The organism is Parendozoicomonas sp. 209JJ7-1, from assembly GCF_058147085.1.
Genome location: NZ_JBYVJU010000006.1, coordinates 41832 through 58921 on the forward strand (window position 1 = coordinate 41832; position 17090 = coordinate 58921).

17 protein-coding genes are annotated in these 17090 nt (G+C 49.3%); 8 read left to right on the forward strand and 9 right to left on the reverse strand.

The window, feature by feature from the left end:
* The first annotated feature begins 282 nt into the window (after window positions 1-282).
* On the forward strand, window positions 283-1320 hold the full coding sequence (selD, locus tag ACY2RQ_RS07510) for a selenide, water dikinase SelD (RefSeq protein WP_490112344.1): 1038 nt from the start codon (window positions 283-285) through the stop codon (window positions 1318-1320).
* Window positions 1321-1385: 65 nt separating this feature from the next.
* Here selD and ACY2RQ_RS07515 read toward each other — a convergent pair whose 3' ends face one another.
* The 3 genes from ACY2RQ_RS07515 to ACY2RQ_RS07525 form a co-directional block, all read right to left on the reverse strand.
* Window positions 1386-1634: a hypothetical protein gene (locus ACY2RQ_RS07515; protein ID WP_490112345.1), complete on the reverse strand. Its 249-nt coding sequence runs from the start codon at window positions 1632-1634 to the stop codon at window positions 1386-1388.
* Window positions 1635-1814: 180 nt separating this feature from the next.
* Window positions 1815-2255, reverse strand: coding sequence for a secondary thiamine-phosphate synthase enzyme YjbQ (locus tag ACY2RQ_RS07520; protein WP_490112346.1), 441 nt, complete (start codon window positions 2253-2255; stop codon window positions 1815-1817).
* Window positions 2256-2579: 324 nt separating this feature from the next.
* Entirely contained in the window at window positions 2580-3677 is a 1098-nt protein-coding gene (locus ACY2RQ_RS07525; protein ID WP_490112347.1) for a DUF2891 family protein, read from the reverse strand.
* Between the two features lie 213 nt (window positions 3678-3890).
* Between ACY2RQ_RS07525 and ACY2RQ_RS07530 the strand changes: the two genes are divergently transcribed.
* Both ACY2RQ_RS07530 and ACY2RQ_RS07535 read left to right on the forward strand, forming a co-directional pair.
* Entirely contained in the window at window positions 3891-4232 is a 342-nt protein-coding gene (locus ACY2RQ_RS07530) for an ATP-binding cassette domain-containing protein (protein ID WP_490112348.1), read from the forward strand.
* Window positions 4229-4522, forward strand: coding sequence for an ATP-binding cassette domain-containing protein (locus tag ACY2RQ_RS07535; RefSeq protein ID WP_490112507.1), 294 nt, complete (start codon window positions 4229-4231; stop codon window positions 4520-4522). The genes ACY2RQ_RS07530 and ACY2RQ_RS07535 overlap by 4 nt, the downstream gene beginning before the upstream one ends.
* 404 nt (window positions 4523-4926) lie before the next feature.
* On the opposite strand, the gene ACY2RQ_RS07540 is transcribed toward ACY2RQ_RS07535, so the two are convergent.
* The gene (locus ACY2RQ_RS07540; RefSeq protein ID WP_490112349.1) at window positions 4927-5658 is read right to left on the reverse strand and encodes an isochorismatase family protein; all 732 of its coding nucleotides are present in this window, start codon (window positions 5656-5658) and stop codon (window positions 4927-4929) included.
* Between the two features lie 279 nt (window positions 5659-5937).
* Window positions 5938-7962, reverse strand: coding sequence for a PhoX family protein (locus ACY2RQ_RS07545; RefSeq protein ID WP_490112350.1), 2025 nt, complete (start codon window positions 7960-7962; stop codon window positions 5938-5940).
* 516 nt (window positions 7963-8478) lie between these two features.
* Between ACY2RQ_RS07545 and ACY2RQ_RS07550 the strand changes: the two genes are divergently transcribed.
* Window positions 8479-9612: a hypothetical protein gene (locus ACY2RQ_RS07550; RefSeq protein ID WP_490112351.1), complete on the forward strand. Its 1134-nt coding sequence runs from the start codon at window positions 8479-8481 to the stop codon at window positions 9610-9612.
* A 14-nt stretch (window positions 9613-9626) separates the two neighbouring features.
* On the opposite strand, the gene norR is transcribed toward ACY2RQ_RS07550, so the two are convergent.
* Entirely contained in the window at window positions 9627-11177 is a 1551-nt protein-coding gene (gene norR / locus ACY2RQ_RS07555) for a nitric oxide reductase transcriptional regulator NorR (protein ID WP_490112352.1), read from the reverse strand.
* A gap of 202 nt (window positions 11178-11379) precedes the next feature.
* Between norR and norV the strand changes: the two genes are divergently transcribed.
* Genes norV through ACY2RQ_RS07570 form a run of 3 tightly spaced genes read left to right on the forward strand, consistent with a single transcriptional unit; the run spans window position 11380 to window position 13617 of the window.
* Complete coding sequence (norV, locus tag ACY2RQ_RS07560; protein ID WP_490112353.1) at window positions 11380-12615, forward strand: anaerobic nitric oxide reductase flavorubredoxin; 1236 nt, start codon at window positions 11380-11382, stop codon at window positions 12613-12615.
* Window positions 12616-12645: 30 nt separating this feature from the next.
* The gene (locus tag ACY2RQ_RS07565; protein ID WP_490112354.1) at window positions 12646-13224 is read left to right on the forward strand and encodes a class I SAM-dependent methyltransferase; all 579 of its coding nucleotides are present in this window, start codon (window positions 12646-12648) and stop codon (window positions 13222-13224) included.
* A gap of 51 nt (window positions 13225-13275) precedes the next feature.
* Window positions 13276-13617 (forward strand): TehB family protein, encoded by a 342-nt coding sequence (locus ACY2RQ_RS07570; RefSeq protein ID WP_490112355.1) that lies wholly within the window; start codon window positions 13276-13278, stop codon window positions 13615-13617.
* 29 nt (window positions 13618-13646) lie between these two features.
* On the opposite strand, the gene ACY2RQ_RS07575 is transcribed toward ACY2RQ_RS07570, so the two are convergent.
* Together ACY2RQ_RS07575 and ACY2RQ_RS07580 are read right to left on the reverse strand one after the other, a co-directional pair.
* Window positions 13647-14021, reverse strand: a complete 375-nt coding sequence (locus ACY2RQ_RS07575) for a hypothetical protein (protein WP_490112356.1) — start codon at window positions 14019-14021, stop codon at window positions 13647-13649.
* Window positions 14022-14089: 68 nt separating this feature from the next.
* Complete coding sequence (locus ACY2RQ_RS07580) at window positions 14090-14755, reverse strand: hypothetical protein (RefSeq protein ID WP_490112357.1); 666 nt, start codon at window positions 14753-14755, stop codon at window positions 14090-14092.
* A gap of 89 nt (window positions 14756-14844) precedes the next feature.
* Between ACY2RQ_RS07580 and ACY2RQ_RS07585 the strand changes: the two genes are divergently transcribed.
* A complete protein-coding gene (locus tag ACY2RQ_RS07585) occupies window positions 14845-15480 on the forward strand; it encodes an MBL fold metallo-hydrolase (protein WP_490112358.1) in 636 nt (211 codons plus the stop codon).
* A gap of 671 nt (window positions 15481-16151) precedes the next feature.
* Here ACY2RQ_RS07585 and ACY2RQ_RS07590 read toward each other — a convergent pair.
* The gene (locus ACY2RQ_RS07590; RefSeq protein ID WP_490112359.1) at window positions 16152-17000 is read right to left on the reverse strand and encodes a hypothetical protein; all 849 of its coding nucleotides are present in this window, start codon (window positions 16998-17000) and stop codon (window positions 16152-16154) included.
* Window positions 17001-17090 lie beyond the last annotated feature (90 nt).

A 17090-nucleotide genomic window follows, 5' to 3' on the forward strand; every position in this document is an offset into this window, starting at 1 on the left:
AATGACTTTTACAGTGACTTGTTATTGTTCTGTTCAGCTTAAGGAGCAGAGGCGTTCAGTATAACGCTGTGGCCAGGCATGAAAAACCGGAAATAAAAACAGGGGCGGTTTGTAAGCTTTGGGGCGATAAGAAGAACCGGTGAATGGCCTGTTCCGCTTTTATTAATGGGGGTATTAACGGAGGATTTTCAGGCTATATAAATTTGGCTCTGAATATCGCACTCCTGTAGAGTGGCCGGCTTCGCTCTCTATTGAACAGAGCACGCATTTTGAGGAACACCCATGAGTGATATAAAGCTCACTGAATACAGCCACGGCGCAGGTTGTGGCTGTAAGATTTCCCCTCAGATCCTGGATCAGATTCTCCAAAGCCGGATAGACCTCCCGGAATTCCCCGGCCTGCTGGTAGGCAATGCTTCAAAGGATGACGCGGCTGTATTTGACATGGGCAATGGCGAGGGTGTGATCAGCACCACAGACTTCTTTATGCCCATAGTGGATGATCCTTTCGATTTTGGCCGTATCGCCGCGACCAATGCCATCAGTGATATTTATGCCATGGGTGGTCAGCCGATGATGGCCATTGCCATTCTGGGCTGGCCGGTGAATAAACTGGGGCCTGAAGTGGCCCGGGAAGTGATTGATGGTGGACGCCAGGCTTGTAAAGACGCAGGTATTCCCCTGGCTGGCGGCCACAGCATTGATGCCCCCGAACCTGTTTTTGGTTTGGCTGTGACCGGTCGGGTTGCCCTTGAGCATTTGAAACAGAATGACCAGGCTAGAGTCGGCGACCGGCTGTTCCTCACCAAACCTTTGGGTATTGGTATTCTGTCTACAGCCCAGAAGCAGAAGAAAATTGCTCCTGAACATGCTCATATCGCCAGGGATGTTATGTGTCAGCTGAACAAACCCGGCGCAGACTTCGCTCGACTGTCGGGGGTGTCTGCCATGACGGATGTCACCGGTTTTGGTCTTTTGGGGCATTTACTGGAGGTTTGTGAAGGCAGTGGCGTTAAGGCTCGGCTGAATGAAGATTCTCTGCCACTGTTACCCTGGGTTGAAGATTACAGGGTTCAGGGCTGTGTGCCCGGTGGTACAGAGAGGAACTTCGCCAGTTATGGTCATAAAGGCCCGGAACTGAGCCAGAGGCAGAAAGAGCTGTTGTGTGACCCCCAGACCAGTGGTGGATTGCTGGTGGCTGTCAGCCCGGATGCGGTTGAAGAGTTTATGGCAATGGCAGGTAAGTATACTATCCAAATAGCAGAGATTGGTGAGCTGGTGGATGGGGCTTCCCAAAAGGAAGTGGTGCAGATTATCTGAGGAAATAAAAAAGTCTTCAGACGTAAAAGCGGGAGTTCAACACTCCCGCTTTCTATAACCAATCATTAAATTGGACGGTTCCCGTAGTTAGATTCAGGTTTCTTGGGGGGATCTGCCGTTACGTTAGAAGGGACTTCCTGAATCTTACCGCCATTCGCCAGGTACTCTTCAATCTGGCTGTCCAGCATTTCCCTTAATCTGCGTCGTGATTCGACAGTGCGTTCATCCGGTGATTCGTCTTTACTGCCGAGGTAAGAAAAATCCGGACCTTCATTTCCAGTTTTAGCTTTTCTGGTGGGCTTTTTCCGTGCCATTGCCAGTCCTCTTTTTTACTGGGTGGTATATCAGCCTTTAGGCGAATACCTTGAGTATTTATTATTATTTTTCTCAATATGCGTAACTTCATGTTGCGCATATCCATTTATAAATGCTTTTTCTAAAACTTGCCAATAAAAAAATATTAGAAGATGTGGGTAATTTATCCGCTTGATGATTTATATTCGTTTGTCCTGCGAATTAGATTCACCCTGAAGAGTCGCAACAATTTGTCTGTGACTGCCATGATTCCTGTGTTCCCCCAGCCAGATTCCCTGCCAGGTGCCGAGAGCCAGCCGGCCATTACGAACGGGAATCATCAACCCGGAATCCAGAATGCTGGACTTAATGTGGGCGGGCATATCATCCGGTCCTTCATCCGTATGCAGGTAGGGATGGTTCTCCGGCGCTAATTGGCTGAGGTGCCGTTCCATATCTTCCCGAACTGTTGAGTCGGCGTTTTCGTTAATGGTCAGAGAGGCCGAGGTATGCTGGATAAAGATATGGAGAAGCCCGATTTGACAGGTTTTAATCTCAGGCAGATGTCGTTGAATAGTGTCTGTAATCAGGTGAAAGCCCCGGGGGAAAGGAGGAAGTCTGATCAGTTTCTGTTGCCACATGAGCTGATTCCTGTCTGAGTCTGTCACACACAGCAGTTTACCCCACTATTGCTTGAAAGTTGTCCTTGAATCCAGCCGTAGCTAAGGCTACGCGCCCAAAGTTGCGCCTTGAAGGATGAAGAATTCACCCGTCAGAACATTGCGAAGGCGACTGACCAGGTGCTTATGATATATTGGAATAGACTTCGTCTTGTTTCATGGGATATCGGGGCTAGTCTTTTGTTTTTATTCCATATGCATCTTGAGGTTCGATCAAGTGATGTGCAAGCATGTGGTTCGTTTGATTTATCAATTTCCTGTTCTCAGTGTGATGATTTTTTGATTTTATAGTTGATGAGAACTTAACAGGTAGATTGCCCAGGTTCCCAGCCAGTGCCGGGCATCGTAATGCAGATCATCCTTAAGAATGGTACTGAAAGCCACCTGCTGATGCTGATCAGCCAGGGAAAACAGCGTTTGCCGGCGTGAGTCCTGCTCGGGCAGGGCATTGCCGATACGTTTCAGCATCCAGGCCCGACTGAAATTCAAACCATAATAGTGGGTTCTCCAGCCTTCTCCTTCCGGCGGTGACAACCAGTCGTCTGCACCGGTGATCTGGGGCAGAAAGTCACCGAGCCATTGAGAGAACTCTTCCTGGGGCAGTATTCGCGCCATCAGATCAGCAATCGCCAGACCGCCGGAAAAGATATCGTAAGTTCCCGGTTCCAGCCCTATCGGGAAATTCTTCTCCGACTGATAAAAAAATCGCGCCTTGGCTCTGATCAGTTTTTCAAACTCAGGATCGGTTTCTGCCAGATCCGTATCCAGCAGCATTCCAAAGGCATAGGCGGTATTGAAATGCCAGGCCCGCTTGTCAGGTTCGGTTAACTGCTCACAATAGTTTTTCAGGTCATCCTTTATGCACTGTTCCAATGGCGCTATGGCTTTTTGCCAGTACTCGGGCTGCTCAACAGCCGGCAGTCTACGAAGAGCATCTGCCAATGCCAGTAACCAGACCATGCCATAGGGGGTTTCGTAATTCTGAAAGGTATCCGTCCTGGTGGCGGGAATCTCTGCCTCAAGCTTCTCGGCAATTAAATGCTGATTCAGGAGAGCGATAATCTCATCTTTTCTTGAATGATCCGGCCAGCGCAATAATATCTGAACCAGTGCCCAGTGGCTGTGAACCGCTGAATGCCAGTCATAGCTGCCATAGAATGCCGGATGATCTTTTTCCGGATCCTCAGAGAGTTTGCACTCAATTTCCCAGTGAGGTGTTTTCTGGACAGTACATTCCAAAGCCAGTTCAATGCATCGATCCCGGACTTTTTCCTGAATTGATATCTGCGGGCGGGGCTCTTCAGGCTGCTCAGGCTGCGACCCTGGAACCGGATGATCTACGCACGAGTACAAGGGGGGCGTGAAATTGGGTTGAATCTGCATAGTATCACTCCATTGATTTTTGATTTTTTATGCATATAGGCATTCAGACAGTAAAACAAAAAGGAAGCTCTCTAACAGACTAACCAGCTTGTTAACAAGACAGGCATTTCCCGCCTCTGCCTCCCAGAAATTACATACCTGAAACAGCTCGGTCACAGAAATATCACAGAGCCGCAGCATTATGGGGTGACGTTCCCTATCTGGCTGTTTTCAATGAGTAGTTTAAGCATTCAGACATTGTGCAAATCCTGGGGTGATCTACCGGCTGCGGACGATATCAGTTTCACGGTGGAATCCGGGGAGTTTGTCGTCCTGCTGGGCCCGTCCGGCTGTGGCAAATCAACCACCCTACGCATGATTGCCGGCCTGGAAATACCCGATAGCGGCAGAATATTCCTTGATGGCAACGACATTACTGCAATGCCACCCGGAAAGCGGGATTTGGCCATGGTGTTCCAGTCCTACGCCCTGTTCCCCCACCTGAACGTAAGGGACAACATTCTCTTTGGCCTGCAGGTACGCAAAGTCAACAAAGAGGAAAGCACCGCAGGCTGAACTTCGTAGTGGAGCTGGTTGATCTCAGCCCTCACCTTGATAAAAAGCCCGGCCAGCTCTCCGACGGGCAATGCCAGCGTGTAGCTCTGGCTAGGGCGGTGGTTTCTGAAGCCCGCCTGTGTCTGATGGATGAACCACTCTCCAACCTCGATGCCCGCCTGAGAGCCGAAATGCGCAGCGAGTTGCGGGCCCTTCAGCAACGTCTGGGTATGACCGTACTCTATGTCACCCGCGACCAGACCGAAGCCATGAGCATGGCCGATCGAATTATCCACTTACGGCACCATTGATTATGATGGTAATCCTGAGTCCTGTCCTCAAGGCGGTGGGGAATGCTGTCAGCATCAGCGGAAAACCATTCATCATGGTGATCAGCCTTTTACTCTGCGAGTGGCAGAATGGTCCGCTTTCGGCATTCTGCTTCATGTGGATAGAAGTTCGCCTGATGTAAGGTTGAGGAAGAGCTTTTCTGTTTCAAACCTGGATAGGGATACTGACTCGTTACAGATTGATTGTTTGCATGATGATTACCAAGGTTTTTATATCGTTATTAAACAGTGCAGGAATAATTTCCAGGAATGCAGGGAAATCTAGGTTTTCTGATGAGGATGTCTCACTGTACTGAGCATCGCTGGTATCCAAATAGGGGTAAGGGAATCAAATGGTTTAATACTTTCCAGCCCTTGTGGCTGCTTTAAAGGATTACACAGCGCTCGCTTCGCCTTATGATTTCAAACCTCTGGTTAATAATTGTCAGCTTTTCGTATTTCTTGGCAACCAGTTCCCAGCGTTCGTCCACATACGCATTCCACTCTCTCCAGCTTATATATCTTCCTAGATACTCCCGCCGTGTAGGAATATTGAGATCATGATCAACGGCTACAGAAAAACCACGCTTAAGAGCCCCTATTGCTGTTTTTTTTACACAGGCCATACCATAGGCTCCGAAAACAACGAGATCTTCAATACCTTCACCGGCCAGGGCGTGCTTGAGCTTACCGAAAATCCTGCTGTCATCAAAAACAGTTTCATTACCAGAGGGCATAGAAATTGATTCAAACGCATTATCAGTTTTTTTAGTGAATGTTTTGAAAAATATGTTTTTTTCCATTTCTGGAAGGATATCCAGTATCGTCTTGCCATGTCCTTCGTAATTAATATTCACAATATATATATTTGATTCCGTGGCAACCGCATTGAGAAAAGAGATCTGGTTTGCGTAAACACTCCTGATTATGGCCTCCGGGAAGCTATCCTCAAACTTGGTTTGCATGTCAATTACTAAGACGGCGACCTTTTTCTCTTGAGACAGCAAGCTTCTCGTATACTCAAGCAGTTCCTCCCACCCACCATAGCTCCGAAGCGTCAGGGCTAACAGAAAAAAGAGCAGGAGCCTATTGAGGCTTTTGACGGAAGTTGTTCCCATTTCTAAGTCCTGGATGGGTGTGCATCAGTCTCACACCCAAGACATGTTGTGTTTTTTGTGGCCGAAACTGGTACGAAAATGTGATTTGCTGGCCATGCCTCAGAAAAAGCGGCTAACGACATCGCAATGTAAAGGAAGGCTTTGCTTCTTCACCCGTTTCCACCTCTCACTCTCTCTGCAGATACGAAGTTGCTGAGTATAGTCAGTGGGAGCTGAAGACAAGAAGATATGCCGCAAAAGCGGCATATCTGTTTCGTATATAAAAGGAAGAAAATTCGATTAACTTCCTATAATACCGCCGTCGTCTTTGGTAACCAGTACGGTGGTGGAACGTGGGCGTGTTTTACCATCGCTGGCCGGATAGCTCAGACCGGGGTGTTGAATGTTCACCCACATGCTACGGCCATCAGGGGTGGTGGTTACACCGGTAATTTCACAGCCACGGGGGCCGGTCATAAAGCGTTTTACTTCACCTTTAGCCGGGTCACAGCACAGCATCTGGTTGGTACCCATATTTACATTCAGGTCTTTTTTGTCCCCGTAATCGGTCTGAATCCACAGACGACCATCAAAGTCGAACCAAAGTCCATCGGGGGAGGAGAAAATATCCCCCTTGATATTGCCGATATGGTTCTCCGCAACAGCACTGCCGTCGGCCAGAATTGCTCCGGGCTTGTCGCCAGCCATCAGGAACATTTCCCAGTCGAAGGTTGTCGCAGTCGGGTCACCGCCAGCTTCGTTAAAGCGAACAATCTGGCCGTGACGGTTGTCCTTTCTGGGGTTGGCGGCATTGGTTTCCTGGTCGTCTTTCTTGCCCCGGTGCTTGTTGTTGGTCAGGGTGACAAAGACTTCACGGGTCGTAGGATGAACAGCCACCCACTCAGGACGGTCCATGGTGGTTGCGCCAACAATATCGGCGGCACGACGGGCATTGATCAGTACGTCAGCCTGGCTGGTGAAGCCGTTGCGACGGGTCAGGCCACCCTGCCCGTAAACCAGGGGCAGCCATTCGCCTTTGCCATCTTCGTGGAATGCCGCGACGTAGAGAGTGCCGCTGTCCAGCAGTTCGTTGTTGGCCTTTCTTGCTTCAGGAATGTTACCGGGCTGGTAGGGCTTGTCGGCCACAAACTTGTAGATATACTCGCCACGGGTGTCATCGCCGAAGTAGTAGGCCAGGCGATTGTCCGTCCCCAGGGACATAGTGGCGCATTCCCGCACCAGGCGACCCATGGAAGTACGCTTTCTGGGCTTGCTGGTTGGGTCGAAAGGATCAATCTCTACAACCCAGCCAAAACGGCTGGGTTCGTTTACGTAACCGCCGTGTGCCTGGCTTTCATCGGGGGTGGCGTTAAAGCGTGGATCGACCGCTTCCCAGCCGTAGTATTTGCTATTGGGGCCGTTGGCAACGCCGTAACGATGGTGGGAAACACGCTTCTTGTGATCCGCTTCGTCACGGTTTACGAAGTAGTTTTTCCAGTTTTCTTCACAGGTCAGGTAAGTGCCCCAGGGGGTAACGCCCATGGCGCAGTTGTTGAAAGTTCCGAGAACTTCTTTACCGGCCGGATCGGCAACGGTTTTCAGGAAGTCTGTGCCTGCGGCTTCGCCGGTCAGCTCCATGGGGGTCATGGCAGTAATACGACGGTTATATTTTGAGTTAAGTACACGCTCCCAGCCGTTTGCGCCTTTTTTTACTTCAATAATGCTGACACCGTGGGCCGCCTGTTCCTTCTTTACTTCTTCCAGAGGGCGAATCAGGTAACCATTCTCGTCTTTATCAACAGTCATACCATTGGGATGCAGGGTCTGGTTGATGTACTCATGGTTCATCACCAGCAGACCGTGGTTGTTCGGGTCCTGATCCATAGGGAAGAACCACATGCCGTCATGGTTCTGGCCCGCCTGCTTCATCTGTTCCTGCCAGGTATTGGAACCATCAGCTTTCCAGGGTGCGGCACCGGGTTCAACAGCATCACCCCAGGAGAAAAAAGCCTGGGCAGTATAACCTTCGGGTACGGTGACGGAGTCAAAAGCTACGCCTTTTTCAACGGGAACAGGCTTAAAACCGATAGTGGGAGCGGAAGCTGCCGCCGCTTTCGGGGCCGACTCACTGCTGCAGCCGCTGGCAGACACCAGGGAACCGCCGAGGAAGCCAGCCATGGCCAGACCGATGCCGCCTTTCATAAAGTTACGACGACCTTCCGCGACCATGGAATCAAGATTCTGGTTTCCGGAAGTATTATCGGGAGTGTCGTCTACCGCTTCTATCTGTTCATGGTATTCACTGTGGGATTTGCCAGACAGCATAAATCTTTCCTCATCATTTTTACTTTGAAAGTGCCGTCTTTATTTTTTGATTGAGGCACTTTCAGGCAGGGTGCCTGTACACGGTCATGAATGTTATACGGAGGGTTTATGACAGTTTTGTTAGAGACAGAGGGTCATTTCGGTTCAATAATCCGCAATTTTCGGGTTTGTTTATGGAATAGCTGAAGAATATGTGTGGGTGACATTGTTCGCACACGAACAATTTCTCAAAACTGTTTCTGTTAATCAATTCTAATGGTGCTGATGCCGCCGGTTCAGGGATTCTATTGGGCCCCTGGTCAGGGGCATGGCCAGTAGCTGCGGGGCAGGGCTAAAAATCCTGGGCAGATTACCTCAGAAGAGCCTTTGATTATTTCCGTAGTTATGTATGGTTCGATAGGAAACTATCGGTCGTTTCCCCATCAGTTATTGGAAGCGATAACTGGTTTTCATCGCTCTAATCAGCGCCAGCGGTGCCGATATGGAGATTAGACTCCAGAAAAAGCAGATTGAACTATGATCCAGCCAGGCCAGCCCCCGTCCCCCAGTCGCCCTCCCCGAAAAGTAAAAATCAATACGGGAGAGAAGATTAAAAGAGCATTACTCTGGGTTATCAGAAAGATCACCCCGGAAAGACTGTTGCCAAAAGGTTTCAAGGCCGGTTGGAAGCGCCTTAATGATTACCAGGTCAGTGAAATGGCGGAGATTGCAAAGCCACGGATGGCAACTGGGGGTATGCCGGGAACAACCGATGAATGGCTGGGGAAGATAAAGGAGGATTTCCAGGGGGGGAAGCCATTCTTGAAAGATGCCCTGGCCCGTTATCCTGACATGTTCGGACTGACCTTGAAAACCTTCACTGGAGAGCAGATGAGGGTTCTTTTAAAACATGCCCAGGGCAGATTAACATCAGCATCTGTGGATGAGGCCCGGGATTTGACCAGGGTTGTATTAAAAAGTCTGCCTGATGGGAAAGCAGTAAGCAGCCTGGGAGATGAAGTCCAGCACTCGCCTGTACGTATAGCCCTGAAGCTTTGTGGTTCGGATGTTACACCGGAGGTTATGTCTGCGGTGCTCCAGGAAACTGCTCGGGCAGGAAAGCTCTCAGTTGGGGATTTAATACAATTTCCCATCACAACCAATGTTACGCCTTTGAGTATGGCATTAGCGGCGGGTGATATGCAGGATGAAGTCGATAACTGGTTGACCGTGGGCAATAAACAGATACCTCCCCTGCACTTTCTGGACTGCCTGAAGGGCGAAGCTGTAGTAGAGTCGCCTCAGCATGCGGCTTATGCTATTTCCATGATTGCCCATCGTCAGGCTGGAATTGATAAATCTGACAGGCTGTTCGAGGCGACATCTGTTTTTCTGGACGAGCTGTTGGCAAAGGGGTTACCCGCATACAATGACATGAATCCCCAGTCACAGATAGTGGGTGAGGATTTCAACCAGTTGTTAAAGGAACTGGAACATATCACTCCGGAGCAGTTGCAGATTTTGCGTGGAGGGCCGCCCATGAAGCAAACCTTATTGCTCTCAGATCTGGGCTGGTACCCGACAACAGGCTATGGTCGGTATGACAAGGCAACCATGAATGCCCGAACCTTCCTCGGTAATTACTTTATAGGCCAGTTGTCACAGGAGTAACTGTGATGAAAGAGTTATTTCAACATTAAGCGTTTTCCCAGCCGGTGCAGGTTACCGACATCAACACCCAGCTGTTTCGCTGTTTTTGCCCAGTTATTATTGTTTCTCTTTAAAAAGCTGAGGATGATTTTTTTCTGAAAATCATCTGTTGCTTCCCGCAGGCTGGTAATATTTGCAGGAATAAAATTACCGTCGCGTTGTTTTCTAACAGAAGGAATAGCTGTTCGTTCATTCTGCAGGGAAAGGTGCTCCGGCAGAATCATTACGTACTCATCAACGGCTTCTACCCGGGCAAGAATCGCCGCTCTGTGAATGCAATGTTCAAGCTCCCGCACATTGCCCGGCCAGTTATATTCCAGCAGTCGTTTATGGCAGGAGGCGCTCAGACTCAGGTGCTGAAGCCCGAGTTGGGCGCGACATTTCTCAATAAAAAAACCTGTCAGCAGCAGTGCGTCTTCTCCCCTGTCCCGAAGGGGAGGTACATGTACCGGGAAAGCACTGAGACGATGGAAAAGATCGGCCCTAAATCGCCCCTCCTCAACCTCTGTTTCCAGATTCCTGTTGGTAGCGGCAATAATGCGGGTGTTGACCTTTAAACTTCTGTCGTCGCCTATGCGTTGCAGGTCGCCGTACTGCAGCACTCTCAGCAGTTTGGATTGCAGGGCTAAAGTTAGTTCACCCACTTCATCGAGGAACAGGGTGCCGCCGTCCGCAAGTTCAAACTTACCTTTGCGATGACTGATGGCACCGGTAAACGCTCCTTTGACATGGCCAAACAGTTCGCTCTCGGCAACTGTTTCCGGCAGGGCAGCGCAGTTGAGGTAAACCATAGAGTGCTCGGCTCGGACGGATTTTGAATGAATCTCGTTGGCAACCAGCTCCTTGCCTGTGCCTGTTTCCCCGAGAATCAGTGCGGTCATATCGGTACTGGCCACAACATCAACCTCCTTTCGCAGGGTCTGCATGGCAAGGGACTGGCCAATCATTTCAATTTTGACGCTGCCCTTTTGAGGCTCCTGCTGAATACCTCCGGGTATGGCAAAGCGCGCTGTCTGGTTCTCCAGCTGCTCCATTAACAGAGCATTGTTCAGGGACGCCGAAGCTATGGCGCTGACTGTTCTCAACTCATCATCGCTGAAACCGTCAAACTGATCCGGAGAAAAGCCATCAATAGTCAGGGCTCCGATTAAGCGTTCATTGGCGACCAGAGGCAGGCCAACACAGGCATGAACCTTCAGCTCTCCTTTGAGGGATGGAATCAATCCGTCGTAAGGGTCGGGTAAATCGCTATCTGCGGGAAAGCGAACTATATCACCGGCTCGGGCAATGGCTTCCAGTCTGGGGTGTTTTTCAAGGGCAAAGTGTCGTCCAAGGACATCCGCCGCCAGGCCGTCGGTGGAGAGGGGAACAAACTTCTGTTCCTGAAATACAAGCAGCGCTGAGGCTTCACAGTGAAACAGATCTCTGACAATAGCCAGCATACGACTGAAACGGTCTTGTGAAGAAATGCCGGTGGTCATTTCCAGGGCGAGTTTGGTGAGGTCTATGGAGTGGTCTTTGTTCATACAGCGAACGTCGTTTGAATGATTGTTAAAAGCATTGTTAAAAACATTGTTAAAAGGACAGTGACTGTCATTATGACATTTTTATGAGGGTGTCATAATGACATTATTAACGTATAAAACCCTCTAAACTGAAGGGGTTAAGAGTTGGCATGGCACATGCTTTATAGAAAGTAAATTAAACTTTCAGGCTGGAGACATAGTCATGTCCATTCATATCAAAAGCAACATCCACTGGGTTGGTCAACGTGACTGGGAAATCCGTGACTTCCACGGTACTGAGTTCAAAACTACCAAGGGTACCAGCTACAACAGCTATCTGATCCGTGAAGAGAAGACTGTTCTTATTGATACTGTAGACAGCAAGTTCAGCCGTGAATTTATCCTGAACCTGGAGCAGGAAACTGACCTGAGCGAGATCGACTACATCGTCATTAACCACGCTGAGGAAGATCACGCGGGCGCTTTGTCTGAACTGATGTCCAGAATTCCCGGCACGCCTATCTACTGCACTGAGAACGCGATTGATTCCATTGTAGGTCATCACCATCATCCGGAATGGAACTTCAACACCGTAAAAACCGGTGACAGCCTGGATCTGGGCAATGGTAAACAGTTGGTATTTGTAGAAGCGCCCATGCTGCACTGGCCCGATAGCATGATGACTTATATGACTGGCGATTCGGTTCTGTTCAGCAACGACGCTTTTGGTCAGCACTACTGCGACGAACGCCTGTTCAATGATGAGATTGACCAGAACGAGTTGATGGAGCAGTGCCTTCGTTATTACTCTAATATTCTGACACCCTTCAGCGCTCTGGTGGTTGCCAAGATCAAAGAAGTACAGAGTTTTAACCTGCCGGTGGATATGGTCGCTACTTCCCACGGTTGTGTCTGGCGTGACAATCCCATCCAGATTATCGAAAAGTACATGGAGTGGGCCGGGGCTAATCATTCTGGCGGGGCCTTCCAGGAAGGTCGTATCACTATTTTCTACGACTCCATGTCCAACAATACCCGGATGATGGCGGACGCTATTGCCCAGGGTATTCACGAAGTGGATTCCCAGGTAGCGGTAAAGGTGTTTAATGTGTCCCGCCATGATAAGAATGAGATTCTGGCGAACGTTTTCTGCTCCAAGGCTGTGCTGGTGGGCTCTTCCACCATGAATAATGTAATGATGCCGAAGATCGCAGGCATGCTTGAAGAGATCACCGGCCTGCGTTTTCAGGGGAAAAAAGCAGGGGCATTTGGCAGTTATGGTTGGCATGGCGCAGCTGTGGACAGAATTCATAACCGTTTGCAGGAAGCCGGGTTCGATGTGGCCGATAACCTGAAAATCAAATGGAAACCGGATGCTGACGCTCTTGCACAGTGCCGTGCCCACGGACGTAAACTTGCGCTGCAATGGCAGGTACAGCAGAAGACACAAGCCGCCTGATATATATAAAGGGAAGTTAAAGGAAATATTATGGTACAGCCCAAGCCTATCAGTTTTACCGAAGCGGAACGCCTGAGCGAGATCTTTGACTCAGAGAACCGGGAAGAGTGGCAGAATACCTCCCATATACTGAAAACCCTGGCCCTGACGTCTGATGATATGGTGATTGCCGATGTGGGGGCCGGTACAGGTTATTTCTCCAGCCAGTTTGCTGACTTGCTGCCGAAAGGGAAGGTTTATGCGCTGGATACTGAGCCAAATATGGTTAGTTATATGGATAACCGTTTTGCTGGAGAGCAGAAAACCAATATCGAAACCGGGTTAAGCCAGCATACTGATCCGTGCTTGCCGGGTGGATTGGATATGGTGTTCCTGGCCAATGTTTATCGTTTTATTAAAGAGCGGGATGTTTTTCTCGCTAATATGTTCAAACAGGTTGGCGAGAAAACACAGATAGTGTTTGTCGATTTCAGGGGCAGCAACGCCCGTGTAACACCTCAGCAGGCGGTGAATGAAGTCACTGAAGCCGGGTTTGAGATTGAGGATATGGATATGACCGGTTGCCCGGATCACTACATTCTTCGATTCAGAAAGCCCTGTGCAGCCTGAATGAGTATTTGAACCCTTGGATTTGTAAATCAAGTTTTTGAGGCAGTAACCATGAGCCACCTTCGTATTCCCGCAGACTGGACCATTCAGCGTTCCACACCGTTCTTTACCAAAGAGAATGTCCCGGCGGCCCTGCTTTCTCATCACAACACCGCGGAAGGGGTATTTGGCCAGCTGTGCGTGATGGAAGGCACGGTCACCTACTATGGTTTCCCGGATGCGGAAACAGAAACCCCGGAAGTTAAGGTCGTGATTAATGCCGGACAGTTCGCGACCAGCCCTCCCGAGTACTGGCATCGCATTGAGATAAGCGACGATGCCCAGTTTAATATCAATTTCTGGTCCGCGACGGCTAAGAAAGACCAGCCATTATTTTCCACAAAGAGTAAATGAATAATGCTAACTGGATAAATCCTGTCTCTTCAAAAATCGGGCAGAGGGCGGACATGTGTACAGTCGCCACCTGTGCCATTATAGAAAAAGTTGTTGGGGGTCACAGGGTTTGGGTACTCCGTACAGCCGGTTGTTATTTGTGCGTTGATGTTTGTACAGGCACGTTTTATATCGTCGTCGGAGGGGACAATAAACGCCTTCACAAAATGGGTGTAAACCCAGAGAGGGCTGTGCCAGTATTTACTATTGATACAGCAGGCGTAGTAGTGCCGGTTATCCATCTCATCACACACACCATAAGACCCTTTTGGTAAGTCGGCGTGGGTGACAGAAGATAAACCCCATGTACAGAGCATGAGTGCGCTCAGGTGATGACGGTGTGAAAGACGGGGGAAAGTCAGCATGGTTATGTATCTCCGGAAAGAAATGTCCCCAGGGTTTGTCCAGCATGGGATACCTGACGGTTTGGAGTTTATTTATCCGGCGCGAAAGTCTGGGTCTCGTGGCAGGAAACGCTCGCCCAGCCAATTCCCCGTCCATCACTTTCCAGCCAGCAGTAGTTATGCTCCGCCTGTCCCATAAATCGGGTTACAGACTTGTTCTGTAATGAATAATTTATGGCAAAGTACTGATCCTTGGGGAAGCACCCGGTGGCGCCGGGTTTGAGCGAAACAGTTGGCAACAGGCAGTTAGTAATCTGGCCCTGGTCGTTTGTTGGGAGAAACAGGACAGTCTGCGTCAGTGCATTGGTCATGTAGAGGTGAACACTGGTATCACATCCTGAAAAGTCCTTTCTGGTGCAGAAGGTCTCCACCAAAGTGTCTGTAACCTGGTGATTGAGGCTCAGCGCACACTTGTCATTCCGGTTAATGCTCTGTCTTATCAGCTCTGTGGGAATAGTGGCAGAGGGTGTTATCGCCATCATCTCATGGCTGCCGGGAAGGCAGGACTGTTGCCCTTTGGGAATATGCAGTTGCCGTTGGGCTGACATATCGTAAATCGTGACATTTTCTCCCGATGTGTTTGTTAGCAGGAACTCCGAGAAGAAATCGCACTGTACAGCAGGTTTACCCGCAAAAGTGCCCTGAACGCTCAAGAGAAAGCAGCTGAAAGTGCCAAGGGATCGTAAGTAGTTCATGGTTAGCAGCACATTAATAATGTGCAGGAAGAATAGGCCGGATTCTCCGTTATGTAATGGTCATGGGGCAGCCCCTGAATGGAGTGGGAATGATGAAGCAGTTACAACCTGATCTCTGGCAGACTGAGCTGTACAGCTCTGGAATTTTAAACAGCTACGCCTATTTCCTTGAAACACCGGACGACAACATACTGTTTTATAACACTGGAAATAATGCCGACCTCCAGCATATACAAGAGCTTGGCGGTATAACTTACCAGATGTTAAGCCACCGTGATGAGGCGTCACAATCCCTCTCTCGCATCCGGGATATGTTCAACTCCACCCTGTGCTGCAGTGAAAAGGAGGTTAAGGGGGTCAGCAAACATACCAAAGTGGATAAAGTGCTTGAGCCGGGTATCCAGAGTGGCGTCAGCATTCTCGCTACGCCGGGGCATACAGATGGCAGTATATGCTTCTTCTACCGCTCTCCCCATGGGAAAAATTACCTGTTTACCGGAGATACCTTTTTTCTCTGGAATGGTGAGTGGCATACGTTGGTTCTGTCTAATGCCGGAGGGAGCGAAAAGGCCCTTATCAGCAGTCTGAAGAAACTGCGTAAACTTGAGCCGAACCTGATAATGAGTAGTGGGTTTGTTGGTCAGGAGGGCATGGCAGAAGTGACCAGCCAGCAATGGACAGACGCTATTGATAGAGAAGTTGATCGGCTGAAGCATAGCTCCTGATATAACGCCTGCACCAAGTGAGCGAAAGGTGCTCCTGAGCTAAACGTTCTGGACTCAGTCTTGAACTGATCTACTTTAATCGAAGTCTTATTTCAAAGTTCGGTTAAAGGTGGCTCATATTATGGTGTCTGTATATAAAAGCGTTTTAGCTTCTGTTTTTGGGGTATTAGTTGTTGGGTATTGTTCTGGCAATAGTATCCATGACAATGATGAAGCAAACTGCAACAAGCAGGGGCCAACTGCATGTTTACATCGGGGTAAGGACTTCAAGCTTTATGGTTATGCTCATATAGAAGACGATGAGTCGACTTGTTATGGTTATTGCAATGATGGTGGTTGGAGTAGCCAGATATATTGCTCCTGGCCACTGGATCATCCAGATAAGGTGCATTGCCAGCGTTGACAGGACAGAGCATTAATACCGTTGTAGTTTATCTGCTGGCTTTTAATATTATGCGGCCTGTTTGCGGATAAACCACATTTGAAATTTCCCTGAAAGAATACCAGCACATCTGGGTGGTGTGCGTTATCATCTTCTGGCCCACCTGATTGTAGTGTGCAGGATATTAAGATCCTGCACACTACCACTCATACAGATGGAAGTATTTGTTTTTTACTCGTCTCCTCATGGTAAGTCCTGCCTGTTTACCAGCGATACCATTTTCCAGCCCCTAGGGTAATTCAACTGTGCCGGGAATATTCAGTTTATGTTTATCGCAGGCCGTGTGTGTTTTCATAGTACCCCACACCATCCCTATGCCAACACAAAGCCCTCCCAGGTTCGCGTAACCAATTTGGGATCGATCGGCTGAGTTGTGCTTCAACCATATATGTTCGTAAAAAACGAGCTGGATAGATGCCATGAAAAAGTTTTCTGAGATATGCGAGCATATATCCTGTAGTTTAATGGCCCCTGAGCCTTTAGCTCCGCCAGCAGACACCCCGATGCCTCCACTTGAAAATTCTAAAACCCCCCCGCTCCCGGGCCAGATAGAGCACCCGGCACCTCCACCCACAAGAGCCGCTCCGCCACAGGAGAACGAGGCACCAACCCAGCCATTAGCATCGTAAAAACCACCAACGGGCTGATCGTCTACAGACAGAAAAACGGGCGTGCTGCCCCCGGAAACCGATAAAGTGTGCTGATCCTGGCTGTGATCAGGCTTATACGTAAAGGGTTTTGTATGCCACCAGGTTTTGTGTTCACCGGTTGTGCTGAGATGAATCTGATACTGCCGCCCTTCCTGCAGCTGCACCTGATGTGTGAGCGGTTGGTCGTCTATTATATTGTTGGTCGCCAGGAATACTGTTTTTTCAATATTTTCAGCCGGTTCAGTGTTGCCGGAAGACGGGGAACGGAAGAGCGGAGGAACAGGTGGCGCTTCGACAACCCGAAGCTGGTGAACATTCTGCACAGTCCCCAGACTGGTTTTCAGCGGTAGATCGACGGTGACAGAAACCTCACCGGACCAGGCTCTGAAGGCAGCAAGCCAACAGGCAGCCATAATACATACACGCATATACTACACCTATACCTACAACTGACAGGTTTGAGGTTGCAAGTATAGACAACAAAGGGCTGGCAGATTTTTATGCCAGCCCTGATCTCT

What these genes read in the sequence shown, in the direction of transcription:
- ACY2RQ_RS07525 (WP_490112347.1), bottom strand. Translation starts at nt 3,677, where the DNA reads ATGCAGATTCAACCCAATTTCACGCCCCCCTTGTACTCGTGCGTAGAT.
- ACY2RQ_RS07565 (WP_490112354.1), top strand. Translation starts at nt 12,646, where the DNA reads ATGGTACAGCCCAAGCCTATCAGTTTTACCGAAGCGGAACGCCTGAGC.
- ACY2RQ_RS07570 (WP_490112355.1), top strand. Translation starts at nt 13,276, where the DNA reads ATGAGCCACCTTCGTATTCCCGCAGACTGGACCATTCAGCGTTCCACA.
- ACY2RQ_RS07545 (WP_490112350.1), bottom strand. Translation starts at nt 7,962, where the DNA reads ATGCTGTCTGGCAAATCCCACAGTGAATACCATGAACAGATAGAAGCG.
- ACY2RQ_RS07590 (WP_490112359.1), bottom strand. Translation starts at nt 17,000, where the DNA reads ATGCGTGTATGTATTATGGCTGCCTGTTGGCTTGCTGCCTTCAGAGCC.
- ACY2RQ_RS07575 (WP_490112356.1), bottom strand. Translation starts at nt 14,021, where the DNA reads ATGCTGACTTTCCCCCGTCTTTCACACCGTCATCACCTGAGCGCACTC.
- ACY2RQ_RS07580 (WP_490112357.1), bottom strand. Translation starts at nt 14,755, where the DNA reads ATGAACTACTTACGATCCCTTGGCACTTTCAGCTGCTTTCTCTTGAGC.
- ACY2RQ_RS07550 (WP_490112351.1), top strand. Translation starts at nt 8,479, where the DNA reads ATGATCCAGCCAGGCCAGCCCCCGTCCCCCAGTCGCCCTCCCCGAAAA.
- selD (WP_490112344.1), top strand. Translation starts at nt 283, where the DNA reads ATGAGTGATATAAAGCTCACTGAATACAGCCACGGCGCAGGTTGTGGC.
- ACY2RQ_RS07515 (WP_490112345.1), bottom strand. Translation starts at nt 1,634, where the DNA reads ATGGCACGGAAAAAGCCCACCAGAAAAGCTAAAACTGGAAATGAAGGT.
- ACY2RQ_RS07540 (WP_490112349.1), bottom strand. Translation starts at nt 5,658, where the DNA reads ATGGGAACAACTTCCGTCAAAAGCCTCAATAGGCTCCTGCTCTTTTTT.
- norV (WP_490112353.1), top strand. Translation starts at nt 11,380, where the DNA reads ATGTCCATTCATATCAAAAGCAACATCCACTGGGTTGGTCAACGTGAC.
- ACY2RQ_RS07585 (WP_490112358.1), top strand. Translation starts at nt 14,845, where the DNA reads ATGATGAAGCAGTTACAACCTGATCTCTGGCAGACTGAGCTGTACAGC.
- ACY2RQ_RS07520 (WP_490112346.1), bottom strand. Translation starts at nt 2,255, where the DNA reads ATGTGGCAACAGAAACTGATCAGACTTCCTCCTTTCCCCCGGGGCTTT.
- ACY2RQ_RS07530 (WP_490112348.1), top strand. Translation starts at nt 3,891, where the DNA reads ATGAGTAGTTTAAGCATTCAGACATTGTGCAAATCCTGGGGTGATCTA.
- norR (WP_490112352.1), bottom strand. Translation starts at nt 11,177, where the DNA reads ATGAACAAAGACCACTCCATAGACCTCACCAAACTCGCCCTGGAAATG.